The organism is Colwellia sp. 6_MG-2023 (assembly GCF_030547765.1).
Lineage (GTDB): Bacteria > Pseudomonadota > Gammaproteobacteria > Enterobacterales > Alteromonadaceae > Colwellia.
The window spans coordinates 229,562-247,254 of the sequence record NZ_JAUOPP010000001.1 but is presented as its reverse complement, the minus strand read 5'-3'; the positions used below and the strand labels follow the sequence as shown (position 1 = coordinate 247,254).

Annotated in this window: 15 protein-coding genes and 1 pseudogene; 6 read left to right on the top strand and 10 right to left on the bottom strand. The window is 34.5% G+C overall.

All coding sequences use genetic code 11. From position 1 onward, the window contains the following. Positions 1-69: 69 nt before the first annotated feature. The gene (gene hsdR / locus Q4503_RS01050; RefSeq protein ID WP_303601154.1) at positions 70-3,624 is read right to left on the bottom strand and encodes a type I restriction-modification system endonuclease; all 3,555 of its coding nucleotides are present in this window, start codon (positions 3,622-3,624) and stop codon (positions 70-72) included. Between the two features lie 122 nt (positions 3,625-3,746). Beyond that, positions 3,747-3,983: a helix-turn-helix domain-containing protein gene (locus Q4503_RS01045; protein ID WP_303601153.1), complete on the bottom strand. Its 237-nt coding sequence runs from the start codon at positions 3,981-3,983 to the stop codon at positions 3,747-3,749. Between the two features lie 103 nt (positions 3,984-4,086). Between Q4503_RS01045 and Q4503_RS01040 the strand changes: the two genes are divergently transcribed. From Q4503_RS01040 to Q4503_RS01025, 4 genes and pseudogenes are all read left to right on the top strand, one after another. Next, entirely contained in the window at positions 4,087-4,611 is a 525-nt protein-coding gene (locus tag Q4503_RS01040) for a hypothetical protein (protein WP_303601152.1), read from the top strand. Then, positions 4,608-6,041: a DEAD/DEAH box helicase gene (locus tag Q4503_RS01035; protein WP_303601151.1), complete on the top strand. Its 1,434-nt coding sequence runs from the start codon at positions 4,608-4,610 to the stop codon at positions 6,039-6,041. Before Q4503_RS01040 ends, Q4503_RS01035 begins: the two co-directional genes overlap by 4 nt. Further along, complete coding sequence (locus tag Q4503_RS01030) at positions 6,038-6,244, top strand: hypothetical protein (RefSeq protein ID WP_303601150.1); 207 nt, start codon at positions 6,038-6,040, stop codon at positions 6,242-6,244. Before Q4503_RS01035 ends, Q4503_RS01030 begins: the two co-directional genes overlap by 4 nt. Beyond that, positions 6,211-6,615: pseudogene (locus Q4503_RS01025) on the top strand (transposase); the annotation flags it as partial. The gene Q4503_RS01030 and the pseudogene Q4503_RS01025, both read left to right, overlap by 34 nt. Positions 6,616-6,684: 69 nt before the next feature. Here the strand turns inward: Q4503_RS01025 and Q4503_RS01020 are convergent. The 8 genes from Q4503_RS01020 to radC form a co-directional block, all read right to left on the bottom strand. Then, complete coding sequence (locus Q4503_RS01020; RefSeq protein ID WP_303601149.1) at positions 6,685-7,230, bottom strand: hypothetical protein; 546 nt, start codon at positions 7,228-7,230, stop codon at positions 6,685-6,687. Continuing rightward, positions 7,223-9,913, bottom strand: coding sequence for a hypothetical protein (locus tag Q4503_RS01015; RefSeq protein ID WP_303601148.1), 2,691 nt, complete (start codon positions 9,911-9,913; stop codon positions 7,223-7,225). Before Q4503_RS01015 ends, Q4503_RS01020 begins: the two co-directional genes overlap by 8 nt. After that, positions 9,913-12,183, bottom strand: coding sequence for a hypothetical protein (locus tag Q4503_RS01010; protein ID WP_303601147.1), 2,271 nt, complete (start codon positions 12,181-12,183; stop codon positions 9,913-9,915). The genes Q4503_RS01015 and Q4503_RS01010 overlap by 1 nt, the downstream gene beginning before the upstream one ends. A gap of 1 nt (position 12,184) precedes the next feature. Further along, positions 12,185-13,408 carry a tyrosine-type recombinase/integrase gene (locus Q4503_RS01005; RefSeq protein ID WP_303601146.1) on the bottom strand — a complete coding sequence of 408 codons (1,224 nt, stop codon included), beginning with the start codon at positions 13,406-13,408 and terminating at the stop codon, positions 12,185-12,187. 137 nt (positions 13,409-13,545) lie between these two features. Further along, positions 13,546-14,034, bottom strand: a complete 489-nt coding sequence (locus Q4503_RS01000; RefSeq protein ID WP_215971798.1) for a hypothetical protein — start codon at positions 14,032-14,034, stop codon at positions 13,546-13,548. 201 nt (positions 14,035-14,235) lie between these two features. Further along, positions 14,236-14,391 (bottom strand): 50S ribosomal protein L33, encoded by a 156-nt coding sequence (gene rpmG, locus Q4503_RS00995; protein ID WP_033078277.1) that lies wholly within the window; start codon positions 14,389-14,391, stop codon positions 14,236-14,238. 21 nt (positions 14,392-14,412) lie between these two features. Further along, on the bottom strand, positions 14,413-14,649 hold the full coding sequence (gene rpmB / locus Q4503_RS00990) for a 50S ribosomal protein L28 (RefSeq protein WP_159822134.1): 237 nt from the start codon (positions 14,647-14,649) through the stop codon (positions 14,413-14,415). Between the two features lie 361 nt (positions 14,650-15,010). Beyond that, complete coding sequence (gene radC, locus Q4503_RS00985) at positions 15,011-15,733, bottom strand: DNA repair protein RadC (protein WP_215971797.1); 723 nt, start codon at positions 15,731-15,733, stop codon at positions 15,011-15,013. Between the two features lie 102 nt (positions 15,734-15,835). Here radC and coaBC point away from each other — a divergent pair, with 102 nt between their 5' ends. Then, the gene (gene coaBC / locus Q4503_RS00980; RefSeq protein ID WP_215971796.1) at positions 15,836-17,041 is read left to right on the top strand and encodes a bifunctional phosphopantothenoylcysteine decarboxylase/phosphopantothenate--cysteine ligase CoaBC; all 1,206 of its coding nucleotides are present in this window, start codon (positions 15,836-15,838) and stop codon (positions 17,039-17,041) included. Positions 17,042-17,088: 47 nt separating this feature from the next. Next, on the top strand, positions 17,089-17,685 hold the full coding sequence (gene slmA, locus Q4503_RS00975) for a nucleoid occlusion factor SlmA (protein WP_215971795.1): 597 nt from the start codon (positions 17,089-17,091) through the stop codon (positions 17,683-17,685). The last annotated feature ends 8 nt before the right edge of the window (positions 17,686-17,693 follow it).

Below are 17,693 nucleotides of genomic sequence, written 5' to 3'. Positions count from 1 at the left end.
TACAAGCTAAGGTGAAAAATCACCTTAGCTAAAAATTAATATTATGTACTTATTTTGACTCGTTACGTGCTAACTGGCTTGGTCGTTAAACCAGAGATAGTCACTTAATTCGGTTAGTACTGTGTCTAATTGATTACCTAGAACTTTGTCTAATCGTTTAGCACCACCATCTTCTGAAAATCGTGTATTTACAAATTTACGATCAATAATAACTTCAAAATTCAGTTGTTTGGCTAATCGTTCAAGCCATTTACGTTGTGCTGGAAGCCACTGATGTTGACTATAAATTTGTTGCATTGCGTTATTCACCCGCTGTTCAAAGGGGATTAATGCTTCGCCTAACGCTGCACGACGAATATGGCCGACAATACTTGCAGCAATATCTTGATTTGTTTGGTTACGCCAAGCACTTTGTAAGTGAGCTTCATTATAACCTGCGCCATCAAGTAAAAGTTTAATTTCTTTTAATTGTTCTCGGGTTAAATCTCGAGGTTTATTCACTACAACAGAAAGCGCAATAGATTGGTTAAGTTGCTCTTTAATAAAGTGACTGAAGCTGTCTAAATAATCTTGAGGTTTTTCATATTTACCGTAACTTTGCTCTCTAACCTTCAATTCATCATGATGATCAGAAATAATTGGTTGATACTCGGTGCCCCAAAACTGTTTAACTTCGTTTAGCTTATTGATTAAGCCGCCATTAGTTAGTCCTTTTTGTTGCATGAACTCTATCGCTTGCTTAGGACCAAGGGTATGTAAGTGTTTATGTAACTTGGCCGGTTCAACGCCCCAAAGGGATTCAAGTTCATCAAGTTTTTGTTTAAGCGCTGGTTTACTTTCAGACTTTTTATTAGCCTTTCGTAATACACGCATAACTTTTTGGCTAAGTTGGTTAAGTACATCGTCTGCATGACTTTCATCTGCTGTTTCACCAGGGGCATTTAGTGCTTGCTCTAATGTTACTGGATCACTTAATTCATCCATTAATTGTTCAATAGTGATTTTAGGATCTTTTACCAACGGCTTCATGGTGTTTACTTCTTGTAGTGTTGCATAGATATCTACGGGGTCATAAACACGAAATACCGTTTTGCCTATATCGTCACAACGACGGGTTGCCCTACCTATCATTTGCTCATATAAAATACGTGATTTAACCCTTCTAAAGAAAACCAAATTACATACTTTAGGTACATCAATACCTGTAGACAATAAATCAACCGTGATTGCTATATTTGGGTAACGCTCGTTTTTAAACTTTTTAATGAGTTGATCAATTTTGTCTGTTCCACCAACTAAAACTTCTACCGCAGCCTGTTTGTATTCGTCTTCATAAATATTTTTAAATTCTGCATCTAAAAACCTTTTCACCATATCAACATGCATTCCACCTGCTGATGGAGCACAAAATATAATTGTTTTTTCATCGCCGAAGGGATCTAACTCTTTTACTAACTCTTTGCAGATAACTTGATTAAATTTTTCAGTAATAACACCACGGTTAAAGGCAGTAACATCAAAATTCAATTCATCTTCCAATTCTGAAGCTTCTACCTCACCGGTTTGAATATTGATAGAGTCAACAGTATCTCCTTTATTAAACTTAATGCCATTTTGAGTTAATAATGTTTCATATCGAATTGGAGGTTCGTGATCTATTAACCAATCTTCTGCTACAGCTTCTCGATAGGAATAGGTATAAATAGGTTTACCAAAAATATCACTGGTATGTTTTGCCGGTGTTGCCGTTAATCCTATTTTTATAGCATCAAAATAATCAAGAACGCGGCGATAACTTGACAAATATTGACTTGCATCTCGTGTTGCTAGTTCGCCCTCTGTCATATCTTGATCAAGCGTATAACCACGATGTGCCTCATCCACAATAATACAGTCGAACTGATCAAGTGATGGTGGTGTATCTGACTTAAATATACGCAAAGCCATTGCTTGCACGGTAGCAACTTGTATTCTTGTTTCTGCTTCTGCAGCCATATCACCTAATTCAGCGATATTATAGATTTTTGAAAGTGTTTGATTCTGTTCTAGTGGCGCTTCATTAAATGCATCTAATGCTTGTGTACCTAAAGCTGTTCGGTCAACTAGAAACAAAATACGTTTAAATCGCTCTGCTTTAAGAAAACGATACATTAATCCAATTATAGTTCGGGTTTTACCTGTACCTGTAGCCATAGCAAGTAAGCATTTTTGCTGGTTGTTTTCTAAAGCTTGTTCAACTGATGTAATTGCTTTTTCTTGATAAGAACGAAGCTTGAGATAACTAAATCCTTCTTGTTTTAATAACTTTTCAGCGGTTGATTTACTTCTTTTTAATTTATCGAGTAAACCTTCAGGCGTATGGAATTTCTGTAGTGCTTTTTTTGTATTACTTGATGAACGCACATCACGAAACCATGTGCCCGATTGTTCTTCTAATTGAGGTACATAAGGCCGACCATTACAAGAATAAACGAATGGAATGTGATAATGGCTATCTTCTTCGTCAGGCCAAGCAATCGTTTTTCCTTCCTCTTCCCATGCTGGGAGCATGAGTGCAGTTACTTTAAACCCTTTGCTATAACGCTCTGCTTGAGAGACTTTTCCTGCAACATTTATGTTTTCTTTTTTAGCTTCAACAACAGCAATAGGTATTAAACCTGCAAATAATACATAGTCGGCTCGACCTTTCTTACCTTTATGAGCTGTTGGCCATTCAGCAATTGCTTTGTTCTTGTTTTTTTCAGGTCTTGTTCCTTTTGAATACGTTAACTCTTGAGTATCGACTTCCCAACCTGCTTCTTCTAGTTGTTGATCAATAAGGATACGAGTTAGTTCTTCGTTTAGAACAATATTTTTACTGGCTGCCTGTGTATTTCTACTAATCTTTTGTCGATTCGTCGTTGCTTCTTTTTCGTCTTTATTTTTAATTGTTTGTTGTAGTTCTTTTATCTTTTTTTCATATTCTAATTGTTGATTCAACAGCTCTTGATCATGTAATTTTGCTTGTTTCGCTAAAGACTGAGATTCCTCATCCATAGCTAACGCTAAAGCTTCATATTCAGATTTTTCTTTTTCTATTAATTCATTAAGTTTTTGGTTTGAATCTAGTTGTATGTTTGCTTCTTGCAACTCACCTTTAACTTTAGCGATATCAGATTGAAGTTGTCGTAATTGTTCACTTGGATCTATAGGGGCTATGAATGGCCCTGGTTTAAATTTAACACCTGATTTACCAAAAGATTGATGGAACCAAATAGCAAGCTTTCGAGCAACGACAAAGCCATTAATAGCTTCTTTATGTTTGGTTCGAAATTTATGGGTAGCCTTGTTACCTTCAATACGTAATGTGTGAAATAGTTCACGCACAACAGGCTCTAATGTAAGTTCCCGATTAAGCTTGTAAAGTAGGTCTGACTGAGATGTTCTTTCATCAAATTCGGTACCATTGAGTACAGCAATATGTTGTGCTAATGCTTCACCTAACTGACGCAATTTGAAAAGTGTTGTATTAGGGTCACTTGCAAATGCTCGCTCAGCTGAACTGGCAATTTCAACGAACAATGGATCATGTTCAGCGAGGAAATAAAAATTAGACTTTCTGTTATCACTTAAACTCAAAGCCATTTCTCCTTTACAGCATTTCAGCGTTATTTAAACTTTTAAAAATATCAGTTATGAATCTTTAAAAAGAATTACTTCCGTATACTATCAGGTGTTTCTAATTTGGTCATTTGTTGTATATCAAATTAATCGATACGAATTTTATATTTACCCTTGGGCGGCATTATTTCAGAAAATTCACAATTTAGAGCGTTTGTTAATTTATACAAAGTTTCTAATTTTATATTAACTAAGCCTCGCTCCATTTTTCCGTAGTTACCTCTTTCAATGCCCACGTAGGCGGCAAAGTTTTCTTGAGAGTAGCCTGATTCTTTGCGCTTTTTTCTCAACATTTCACCAAATTCAGTTACTAAATCACTCACCTTATTCTTCCTTTAGGCAAAATGATTAGATTTTCATGTTGAGGGTTAAAGCACCACGCCCTATAATACCCATTATTTATTTTTAAGTGAACTAGGTTTGGTTTTGAAATTAGATCCTTTGATAACTCAAATTATTGTGGCAACAAACTTCGATCACTTCACTACGTCTGATGTCCGGTCACTATATTTATCATTAAAAAATGATAACTCTTTAGACCCTTCTGTCGTTAGAAGACATATATATTCACAACTTTTGAAGTTAGTAAAAAAAGGTTGGTTGAATAAAGTCGTCGCAAAGAAAAAGGGCTTTACTCGTTTTAGTAAAACGGATTCTTTTAATGTTAATGCGCTACAACTAAAAGAAACGATGTTGCCTGATTCAGAGTTGGATGACGGAGAAAATAAGAAGCAACAGCTGCTGGCTAAACTGAACGATTACAAGAATGAATTTTTGTTGAGCTTAGGTGAGTCAGAAGCCTACAAAGATTTGTATTCAGAATTACCTGAATTGGTTGATGAAATTCAGCCTAAGTACAATAAGGCTAGAGATAACAATACTAAGCTATTAGGGAAGATCAGGGCCATTGAGGGCTTACTTAACCAAGACAAATTACCTGAGAACATATGAAATTAAGACAATGGCAATCTGAATGTATCGAGTTAGCGTTAAAGCAGTACTTAGATGGTTATAGCCACTTTTTAACTTTAGCTACACCTGGCGCAGGTAAAACGTTAATGGCTTCTGAATTAGCTAACCAGCTATTAACAAAGGGCTTGGTTGATTTAGTTATTTGCTTTTCACCTTCTTCCATTGTTTCTCAAGACTTTAGTGAAAGCTTACAGTTAAAAACCCAAGAGCGCTTTGATGGCTTGATAGGTGCTAAGGGTAGATCGTTAACTTATCAAAATCTTCAATTTCTTAATGACGATTTTTGGCGGTTATTTACACGGTATCGTGTGTTTGTGATATTTGATGAGATACACCATTGTGCGGGGTCAAATATTGATAACGCCAATGCGTGGGGTGAGCAGATAATACTAAATATTCAAGATAAGGCGAAATATACCTTAGCGTTAACGGGGACTCCTTGGCGCTCAGACGCGGCTCCTATCGTTCTTTCTAATTACTTACACCCTAGTAATAAAATATCATGTGATTACGTTTATGGGCTTTCTGAGGCTATTACCGACGATGTTTGCCGCGTACCGCAGATTATTGCGATAGATAATAACAATATTTCGGTGGTGGATGATGAAGAAACCAAAATATTTACTAGTTTTAAATGCTTACTTTCACAATCGGTCATTCCTTATCAGGAAATTATCGAGAATGAAAAAGTCATTAAATACGTTATTTCATCGGCACATGAAAAATTAAATACAATAAGGGTGGCTAACCCTGATGCTGCTGGATTAATTGTTGCCTCATCTGTTGAGCATGCAAGGCAGATATCTTCGTTGATGAAGGCATGTTTTAACGAGGATAGTGTTGTAGTGACATATAGAGAAAATGAGCCGACAAGTATTATTCAGCGCTTTAGGCACAGCCAAAATAAATGGATTATTTCTGTGGGAATGATCAGTGAAGGAACGAACATTCCTCGTTTGCAGATTTGTTGCCACCTGACCAATATAAAAACAGAGATGCATTTTAGACAGATATTGGGACGTATCCTCAGAATGACGGATTCAAAGAACCAAGAAGCTATTATGTATATGCCTGCTGAGCCTAAGCTTTTGGAATATGCATACCGCGTTAAACAAGATGTTCCTTTTGAAGCTGATGTTGTTAAGTTTGAAAAGATAACTAATCCTATTGAAGAGGATATTGATGATGAAGTTTCAGGCACTGTTACTTTTGACAATAAAAAAACGCCCCTCCCTAAAGTAGAGCTGAAAATAAATGGCTTTGAAAGTGTTATTGACCATTCTGATTCTGACGAGTCTACAGCAGCGGTTGATGATCATTTTTTGACAAGTTCTTATGAAAAAGTGGTTAATATATTTGGTCGGTTTCAGCAAGAATCTATCGCCTTGGGACTAAGTGAATTGAGATGATTATGCTTACTGTTGAAAAGTTTAAAAATCGATTATTACGGCCAAACCATCATGATTGTCTTCATGTAGGCGTAGATACAAAAGATGAAAGCCAACTATACATTATCGTTAATGGCGGCATGGCCAATATTAATTGTGATCCTATTGAATTATATCCCTTAGAAATAAAAGCTTGCGTACTAGAAATGATTATAAAGCGGTAACCAAAGACCTAAAAACGATTTACCAAGCAATTAATGAAGAGCAAGCATTGAAAGCTTTAGATGCATTCTCAACACGTTGGGATGATAAATATCCGAGCATATCAGCTTCCTGGCGACGTCATTGGGATAACCTGAATACACTCTTTATTTACCCTAATGATATCCGCAAAGCGATAGAATCATTAAATAGCGTGATAAGAAAAGCGGTTAAGAACAGGAAGGTATTTCCCAACGATGATTCGGCTAAAAAAGTTATTTATTTAGCCATCACTCAAGCATCGAAAAAATGGACGATGCCAATAAGAAATTGGAAATCGGCCTTAAATCGTTTTATGATTGAATTCGAAGACCGTATAGCAGACTATATTTAAAATTGGTACTTACACAGATATTGTTACAGGGTCATTGAATTAAATTGTGATTGACCATAATCTAAACTATTACCTTATTTTCAATTTAGCTTTTACATCAAAAGAAAGTTCAGCTTTAAATTTTTTATAAAGTTCATCAATCATACTTTCTTTTTGTTCTATCAATGTTTTGTTCTGCTTTTTAAATCCAGAGACAATATCTTCTTTAGTACGACTGCTTATACCATTTTTACTACGATTAAGTTTCAATTCCCTTTTTTCCACAAGCTCTAAATTTACATCATTAATAAATATCAGTAACTTTTCTGAATAGGTTGTTGTATCTGAGTGAAATAAAGGTTGTGGCTTAACTCCTATGGCTCTTGCAACTTCCGCTTTCGAAATTTGATAGTTGGATTTTTTATTTAAATCAGATTTCGATTTCGATATGGCAATGGATCGCATTCTTACTTTTTTCAAATTCTCTATTTCGTTATACGCATGAACAGATACATTACCTGCAGAAACCCAGTCAGGGTAAAAAGCAACAGCATCTTTTGTAGAACATATCGCGCCATCTTCTTTAATTGAACTCTCATCTAGAAAAATATCAATGTAATCATCATATTCACTCATGATTTACCTCTCCTTTTGATTCCTCGGCTATTTTAATAGACTCTTCAAGATAATTTATAAATTTGGCATATTTATCTTTAGGGTCTTTATTATGTAATTCTGTTACTCGCTTATAAGCTAAGTTAACCGTCTGAATACAAGGCTTCTTCACAAAGAAAGGAAGGTCAGGATGTCTGCAGGTATCTATATCCCCTTTAGTGTAGATGACAATCCCTGTGAAATTCCCTTCGCTGATATTTACATTTGTACAACCAAGGCAAAGTTTCGGTTCAGCATTAAATCGTTGTGGTTCACCTTCTTTCGAGCACTTTGCAGTGCTTAATGTTCCTTTACGCAGCATACATGTACCCCAGGCATTAACTTTAACATCCAGAATACGGGAATCTGAAATTTCATTTACTTTTGAGATATAATCTTCTTCACTTAATATTTTAGTAATAAGAATCACTTTATTAATAAATCGATCAAAGCCTCCGGTGTATGCACCAGCATCTATTTTAGCGGAGTACATTTGTTCTCTAACTATTGAGCTGATAATTTGACGCTTCGCAACATTCATTACTGTCTTTGTTTCCTTGTTACGTAAATAAGCTACAAAAAATCGTTCATCTAAGTGTTTGAAATTCGCGCGAATAAATTTACCTACATCTCCTCTGTACCTTAATAAAACCGCTTCGGCCCACATATGTCGAAAAGAGTGAGGAGTAGGGTAGCGAACATCATTTAATATTTCTTCTGTTATTGCAGATGAAATGTCACGAGTGATATTACTAACCTCCAAAATTCTTTTTTTAGTTTTTTCTGAAAGAGAATCACTTAATATATTTGTTTCTAATTCATTAAGGGTACCATCACGATAAGCTTCAAGTTTTTTACCTATTGTCGTATGTATAATATTTTTTGTATTGATTAATGTGAATTTTCCGATGCCCTCTTGAACTTCATTTTTAACTTTTTTTAACGATTCAGTTTCTAAATCTGATAGGGCTTCAATATATTGACTATTATCTACTTCTAACTCTTTAAATAAAGAGTATTCAAAAGGAAATTTAAACCAACATCTTCTTATACGCTTACCTATCACGGTGGTAATATGAACTTCGGACAAAGGTTGATCTTTTTTGTATCTCTGATAATTACGTTTAAATAAGCAAGGTGTTGAATTACCTGAAAGGTTCATTATATGTAGTTTTTGGGCAATTAAATAACTGCCTAAAGTAATTTCTCTATCTAACTTGGTTTCGCCAGATGTCTTCGGAACAACCCAATTAACATGAAACCTATAAGGTGAATAAGCATTATCTAAAGGGTCTGAATTTATTGATATCTTTACACTTGATAGAGGAAAGCCAAATTCACTACATCGCCAACCAGTCAATGCTACAAAAAGTGAACAACCTGCAGATTCAGCTAAAGCTAAGTGACTGGTTAACGATAGTATGCCCTTATGCAAACTATTAGGGCTTAATACTTTTAATTTATTAAAGTGCTCAATACAAATTTTAGTAACATCATTAATTGAAATTTTGTCTTCAACCAATGCTTCTGTAATAAATTCTATTAATTCATTATTTGTTTTATCAAAGGAATGTTCACTATCCTTGAGTAAAGATCTATACTCTTCAACGTATCCATCAATAGATTTTGTTCTGTTCTTTTCTATTAGGGTAAACATTAAGCTTCTAATAAATTCTTGATTATCAAACCTTTCAGGAATATCAATGAACCGCAATATTTTATTTATGAGATTAATATCACCAACCTTAAAAAGACTTGCATGGCGGTTATATTCTTTTGCAAAGAGTTTTTTTGTTACTCTAGCAATGTCTAATATTTTTTTATTCGTCGTCCTCTGTTGAGGAATCAGATTAGTGATTTCTACGCCTGATAGTACTTGCGCAATTATCGATTTTGTATTTTGATTTAAACTAATACCTTTAGGAGGCGAAAAATTTTCAAGAGTTAGCCTAGAAGCTGCCGTATATAGTCCATGCTCCTGAAAAATGGTTCCGCAGTGGTCAATATAATGCTTCCCAATCTCTAAACCTAAGTAATCGAATGTACCTCCTTTTTTAAAATCTTCGTATGTCATTCCTGTAATATTTAAACATACTTCATTTTTTAATTTGGAGTAATTTGCTCTAGGAATTACCTCTTCACATTTAAACCTAGAAAAAGCCAATCTAATTTTTTTTTCAGGAAATGATTTAATTCTCGAATGGTTAGACAAAGAAAAACGTTTTTTGAATTTATGGTTGCTTAAATCATGAGTAATTAATAATGAATAAAGTGACTTTAAATTATTTTCATCCAAAGCGATAATGTTTTCATTCTTCATAAATGTAAATAACGATTTTAAGTGAATGAAATGATTATAAAGTGCATCACCATCATCAGTATCTGGCATTGAAAATATGAATATTAATTTAGCGTATTCTTTAAATTTTAAGGGAATAACATTTCCTTGAAACGTAATATATTGTTCGTTCCATACATGAAAAGAATTTTCATCGAAAAAAGAAAAATCACAGATTTTTTTAAAGCCTCTGCGAACAACAAAAACCAACTTATCATCTTGAATATTGCAATTTTCATAGATGTTTCGTGACTGAAATATCTTATTCATACCTTCATATAAATGAAATAAAGGGCTATCTATTTGGTGTTCTAGTTGCTTAAACATTAGTGTCCCTGTTGTGCTTTGAAAATTGGGGGTAAAGCATCTTTAAATTGTTCAAACATTTTCGAACCTTTAGATATGGAATGTTTTGAAAATCTAGACTTAATGAAAATATCTTCAATCCATTCCACGGTTGGCAAGAGAGTATTAAACAGAAAGTCAGGTGTTTGTTTTAATATAGCTCTATGATTCAGTTCTGCTTGCCATAAGTAGTGTTTTAATTTGAGAACTGTCTCAGGAGAATCTATCAAATAAATCTCGTCAGGCAAGTCTCCATCAATCGTCTTTACTTTTTTCCAAAAGCCAAATTCATTTGTTATTTGACCACTACTTTTTCCTGTTAAAATTTTAAAGCGTGATAGTATTTGAGACTTATTACTTTGTATGGATTCACATGCATTAGTAAACTCACTTATAAAAACTTTTTCTTCAGTTTTGCTTAACTGATATAAATTACTATGTATATCTTGCATAACAGCACGGGTAATACGCCCTGAATTGTTTAACCATTCTTCATTTTGTGGAGAGAGGTAAAACTTTTTTTCTGTTGAATTAGTGTGTGAATTAAAATTTAACAGTCTAGTCGGATCAAAATGATCGCTTTCAGCATGAACTGCAGAGTTCTTGATACTCGCTAAACCAAAAATATCGCTTTTACAAAATGACTGACAATTTTTCTGCCAGTTAGCTTTTGCTTTTTCAACATAACTGCTGTCTTTAATATGAATTTTATGTGATCTTTTATATTCTGGAAATGATATTCCTTTTGTAAAGATTTTGATGAGAGAAGGAAGGATTAACATTGGGATTTTTTGTTTATTGTGCTCATTCTTTATGTTTATTCGCTGAGGTTTATCGTTTAATACCTCCAAAATTTTAGCTAATGATGATATTTTTCTAACGGCTAAAGCTCTAACTTTTGTTGATAAGAAAACGTCTCTGTTTACCATGTTAAATGTACGATCGTTAAAGAAATTAATTAAAGTAATTCCTTTAATTGAATCACCATTAATAAGCTCAGTGGTATGATATCTTTGAGCCCTACCTTTAAAATACATACATTCAAAGCTAACAATTGATCCATCTTGTTTTTTAACGAATCGGAAATCTGATAGTCTTAATTTTGGAATATCGCTTGGTTGTACTCTTAGACTAGCCATAATCCATGTAAAAAATAGATTTTCAAAGTATGTTACGGGGCATTGAACTTGCTTTGAATTACAGGAGTAATTAAATAATGCAATTAGACAGTTTGAAGAAAATATGGGCGATTCATATGAACTACAGGTTACTCCAACACCAGGGATTTGATTCGTAATCACCTTATTTTTAAAGAATTTATCAAGAACAAAATCTCGGCAGCTTAATTTGGCAAGGGAGAATATAACAATAACCATTGCATTTTTCAGAATGTTACTTGGTTCTTTTATACTGTGATAACCTTCCCTTAAAATGTTAATAATCGTGTTTGCTTGTGAAGAAAGGTAATACATAAAAGTGTAATTTACGTTGTTATTTAAATTATTTTCCTCATGCGTTTTTTTAGATATGAACTCAGGAAACCTATCGAAACATTGGTGTTTTATCTTAAAAAAGTCAATAAGAGCGTATTTTGCTTTTTGGACTTCAAGTAATCCAACTTCGATAGTAATATTGAACGATCTGATTACAGTCTTAGGGGATACTAATCGTGCATATAATTCAGCTCCTACTCCTATGTCTTCACGTCTAAGCCAAGTATGCCAAGAAAACCAAACGGTCATTGTTAATGGATTTGAGTCATGTATTGGTGCAATTTTAGTTTTAGATATTTCTTGTAAACTTATGATTTCAGATTCTATTAGGCTTTCTATAAATGAATTGGATTCTCTAGCTTTATTAATAAAAGACCGAATTTCCTTCATTCCAGTTGATTGTGATTTGACCCCTGATTCCACCCGATAAGTTTCATATAGTTTGAGTATATTAAAGTTATCTAGGTTTCCGTTATTTAAAAAAGTTACAAACGCAGGAACCTTTTCATTGAACGTCTTTGTTGAACTAACATGCATTTCATCAGTAAAATTAATTTTATAATGTATTAAATTTAAGCATTTAAATATAAGGCTTTTAACTGGTGAATTAACCGCTGTAAAAGTAACGATAGCACCATTACTTAAGACAAATTTAGTGGCATCAGGCTTAAATGGAATGTTCTTTAAACCTTTATTATCCTTAAACTCCTTTAAAGCTAATTTTTTATCTTTCTGTAGATGTGTGTTTTGCAAATTCAAATTAAACCTCAAATAATCTCTTTATATTGCATGAACGAATATATTCTTTAGTGGTTTGAGGACCGTACTTTCCTGTAACGGAATGTCCTAAAATAGCAGCCACTGTAAGGTATATTTGAGACGTTGTTGAAACATCTTCAAATCTCACTCCTTGAGCTTGCGCTAGGTCGTAGAATAAATTGGTACCAAAGCTATGACGTAATAGGTGATAACTGTGTCCAGCTTCGATCGCTTGCTGCTGAGGACTTTCGGTGTGTTCAGTATCCTTTATTTCTTCTAAAAGGACTTTTTTAATTTTATTAAAAACCACTGTTCCCCTTGATTTACTTATAGGCCTTTTGTTGTTAACGGAGTCATTAAGAAAAAAATAATTTGTTTCTGTAGCTGGTCTTTCTTCAATCCAATATTCTTCCATACTTTGAAGTAAATCACGGCTAATAAAAACCTCTCTTGAGCTACCACCTCTTCCTTGTGAACCTTTCGAGTACTTTCCTTGGATTAAGTAAATAAATTCTATCTTATCCTCATTATCTCTCATTTCTTTAAATAGATTTAAAAGGCCTTTATGCAAAGTTTTCCCAACTTGAAAGTCGTTCAAAACAAAAGCTTGATTCTCCATACTACGTAAACCACATTCAGCGGCAGTTCTCAGTAAAAGCGCATCACGTTTAGATTTTGATAATCGAAGTAACGTAGCAATTAACCCTGGACTTAAATATTTAATCACTCCTCGACATTTTATATTCATTCGAGCTTTTTCTTTATATTTAGGTTTAATAAAGATGTTTTGCCTAGTTGAAAAACCAATCGATTCGAGGTAGTTGTAATATGATTTAAGGGCTGATAAATGTTGTGAAACTGACTGTGAACCTTTCCCTTTTACTCCGATCAAGTAGTCATTTAAATAATAATTAATGATGTCATTTGGAATATTGTGGTGCGAAGCAAGGTTCACATATTTAGATTCAAGTGAGTATTTTTCGACCCACTCTAAAAAGATAGCTATCTTACTTAAGTATAAATCAACCACACTCTTAGAAATATCTCTCAGTTTAAGGGTTAATTCACCAAAATCACCATAAACATTAGAATTAGACCGAAAATAATCCTGATGAGTTGTAGAAATAAACTCTGAATAAGCAGAAGGGAGTATCAAGGGGAGTTGATTTAAATACCCTGAAGAAAAAAGTCTAAAACCATGAGCTTTTGAAATATAACTATACATACATTATTTCATTGAAAGGTAATAATAAACATATACTACTTTCCTCTAAGGATAAGTACGATAATTAAATTAATAATATGGGTTAACTTTCTACTTCAGGTAATTCAGGCATATACTCTCATGATACTTAGGCTACCTCAAAACAGAGGTATAAGTTGATGCTTCATGGTAGCAGGTAAAGCTAACCATATTTTCTTCTGTTGATTATACACTAACAGCTGCTCTACTAAAGGATACAACCTGAATAACTGCTCCTGCTCAACTCCTGCGATACCAATGCTTATTTCAATACTTTCTTGCCCCTCAATAACAATATCTGACGCTTGCATTAAGCCGCTACCTTGCTGCCATGCAAACATCATTTGGTCTATTTGCTGATTAGTTAAATCGACTAAAACCCCTTGGCTATTTGTTTTCCAAGCTCTAGCAACACGCTCAAATACTACTGATGTATTATTGGGAAAGGCAATAGACAACGTTAATATCACGCTATGCTCAGGTAATATTAATTCATCATTAGTGTCTGTCTCTGGGAATAGTCGATTATTGGTGGTGTTAATGATTAAAATAATAATCATTACTGAAAATATAATGACATTATTCCATGCCGTTTTAGAAAGTTTCATTACTCATACATTGGTAAAATAAAGATGACTGACATCATACTGAAATAATAACCATAAAAGAACATTAGGACTATTTTTATATGCGGAGGATAAATTAAACAGGGCTACTATTGAGGCTAACCTTAATGACTATTTCATTAATTACGGGCATAAAAAAACCCAGTTAAACTGGGTTTTTTATTTTAACAAAGTAAAAATTAATTACTTAATTTTAGCTTCTTTATAGATTACGTGCTTACGAGCTTTTGGATCAAATTTTTTGATTTCCATTTTCTCTGGCATAGTCTTTTTATTCTTATCAGTAGTATAAAAATGACCTGTACCGGCACTAGAAACTAAACGAATCTTATCACGCATAATATTCTCCTAGAAAAGTTTTTAAACTTTTTCGCCACGGGCACGGATATCAGTTAATACTGCATCAATACCTTTCTTATCGATAATACGCATTCCTTTCGGAGTTAAACGTAATTTAACGAAACGATTTTCACTCTCTACCCAAAAACGGTGAGATTGAAGGTTTGGTAAAAAACGACGACGAGTCGCGTTTCTTGCGTGAGAACGGTTGTTCCCTACGACTGGTTTCTTGCCTGTTACTTGGCAAACTTTAGACATTTGAGTCACTCCAAAATTAATTTCAGCTCGAGCTATATTTTCCCCAAGACCGTCGCCTCGGGATCCTGAAAAAGGTGGCATATTATAGAGAAACTGAATAATTAATACTAGTACTAAAAATAAAAAGCTATAAAAAAGCGCATTTGATATTTTAAATTCTTATTAATCAATAGGCTAGAATACACACAACTATCGAAATATGCGCTATTTATATGCAAAAATACAAAATAAACGCTTTTTAATGATAGTTTTTATAAAATAAATGATGTTAATTAGCACCTGATTTACCTAAAAATTTACTTTTAGCTTGCTATTTTTTAGTAAATAATTGTCCAATTAATACAAGTTTCATCGCTAAAAATTAAACAATTTCACCATGCTCTGCAAATGAATAACATTGATTTCCTGCAACAATCATATGATCTAACACTTTCACATCAATTAGTTGCAGTGCCTGTTCAAGTTTTTGTGTTATCTGTTTATCGGCAACACTCGCCTCAGCAATGCCTGACGGGTGATTATGGCATAAAATAACCGCTGCGGCATGATGAGCTAAGGCTTGCTCAACAACAACTCTAGGATAAACTGCTGCGGCATTTAGCGTCCCCAAGAATAATCGTTCAAATTTCAAGACCTGGTGCTGGTTATCCAAAAAAAGAACAGCAAAAACTTCCCTTGTTTCATTCCTCAGTTCACTTGCTAAATAATCTTTCGTTGCTTGTGACGATGTTATAGCATTGCCCTGCTGTACTAGTTTTTCTGCTAAATATCGTTTTGACATTTCTAAACAAGCTTGCAGCTGTACGTATTTAGCACTGCCTAAGCCATGGTGATGACAAAATTCTTTTTGATTCGCCCGAAAAACATTCCCTAAACTCCCAAAATTGACTAACAGGTTTCTAGACAAATCAACAACGTTACACCCTTTAACACCTGTTCTTAAAAAAATAGCAAGCAACTCAGCATCACTTAAACTCGCTGCACCAAGTGCCAGTAGTTTTTCTCTAGGCCGCTCTGAACTTGGCCAATGTTTTAGTGTTCGATCATTTGCGTCATGGGACGATGCTTTATCTAATTTACACATAGTCGGCTTCCTTGCTGTTTTTGTTAATGATTATTTTTCAAATAGTGCGAATAAATGCTATCGTATTAATAATATTATTCATCAGTTTAAGATTAGCAGATTATGCAAATTCTACAGGACAAAAAAATTGTTCTAGGTATCAGCGGAGGGATTGCCGCTTATAAAATCCCAGAATTAGTCCGTCGATTAAAAGAACAAGGTGCTGATATTCGGGTTGTTATGACCGAAGGTGCAAAAGCATTTATCACGCCACTAACGTTACAAGCTGTTTCGGGCAATGCCGTTGCAGATAGTTTACTAGATACAGCAGCCGAACTAGCCATGGGACACATAGAGCTAGCCAAATGGGCTGACTTAATTATCATAGCCCCTGCAACTGCAGATATTATTGCACGTATGACTGCAGGTATAGCAAATGACTTACTTACAACTATTTGTTTAGCCACTAGCGCACCTATCGCGATTGCCCCGGCGATGAATCAACAAATGTGGCACGCATTAGCAACACAAGCCAATATAAAAACCTTGAGCGAGCGTGATGTACAAATTTGGGGACCAGGTAGTGGTGAGCAAGCCTGTGGTGATGTCGGCTTAGGTCGTATGCTCGATGTGGATGAATTAGTCACTTTAGCGAGTGATTTTTGTACGGATAAATATTTACAAGGACAGCATTGGGTGATTACTGCAGGTCCAACACGTGAAGCGATAGATCCTGTGCGTTATATCTCTAATCACAGTTCAGGTAAAATGGGTTATGCCATTGCTCAAGCTGCCTTACGTGCAGGTGCTACTGTCACCTTAATTTCAGGACCCGTTAACATTAAAGCGCCTGTTGGAAGCCAGTTGATTAACGTAAACAGTGCTGATGAAATGCATGAACAAGCATTAAAATTTGCTCCCCAATGTACAACTTTTGTTGCTTGTGCTGCCGTTGCTGATTACCGAGTTGCACACATAGCGACACAAAAAATCAAAAAAAATAATGATGCTATGCAACTTGAATTAGTGAAAAATCACGATATTGTTGCTGATGTAGCGCATTTAGATAACAAACCATTTATGGTAGGTTTCGCAGCTGAAACACAAAATGTGGAGCAGTACGCTCGTGGTAAACTAATACGTAAAAATTTAGACTTAATAGCTGCTAATGATGTAGCAAAATCAGGTCAAGGCTTTAACAGTAATGATAATGCGTTAACCCTATATAGTACTATTGATAAAACAGATATTCCGTTAGCCAACAAACAAATAGTGGCTCAAAAATTAGTCTCTTTAATTAATCAGCATTATTTAGCAAAACAAAAATAAGTAACAATACCTAACAAAAACAATAAATAATAGAGAATCTTCTTACTATGCCAGCTAGCCCCAAAAGCCCACAAAAGATTAGTCGGAAACAACAAATATTAGAGTGTTTAGCGCTGATGTTACAGTCAAGCCCTGGTCAACGTATTACAACCGCAAAACTTGCAGCGGAAGTAGGCGTATCAGAAGCGGCTTTGTATCGACACTTTCCATCTAAAGCACGTATGTTTGAAGGGTTAATCGATTTTATTGAAGAATCTGTTTTTTCTAGAATTAACTTAATTTTAACCGATCACAAAGAAACACTAGTGCGCTGTCATCATGTACTTCATGTGTTATTGGTTTTTGCTGAGCGAAATCCAGGCATGTGCCGCATTTTATCAGGTGATGCTCTCATGGGTGAAAATGAACGTTTACGCGTTCGAGTTCACCAATTTTTTGAAAAACTTGAATCACAATTTAAACAAATATTGCGTGAACGAAAATTACGCGAAGGTAAAACATTCACCATTAACGAACAAGCGCTTGCTAACATTTTAGTGGCTTTTGCTGAAGGAAAGATCAGCCAATATGTACGATCTGGCTTTGACAAAAAACCTAGCAGTAACTTCAATGAGCAATGGCAATTTTTAATGGCGAGCAAATAAGGAAAAAC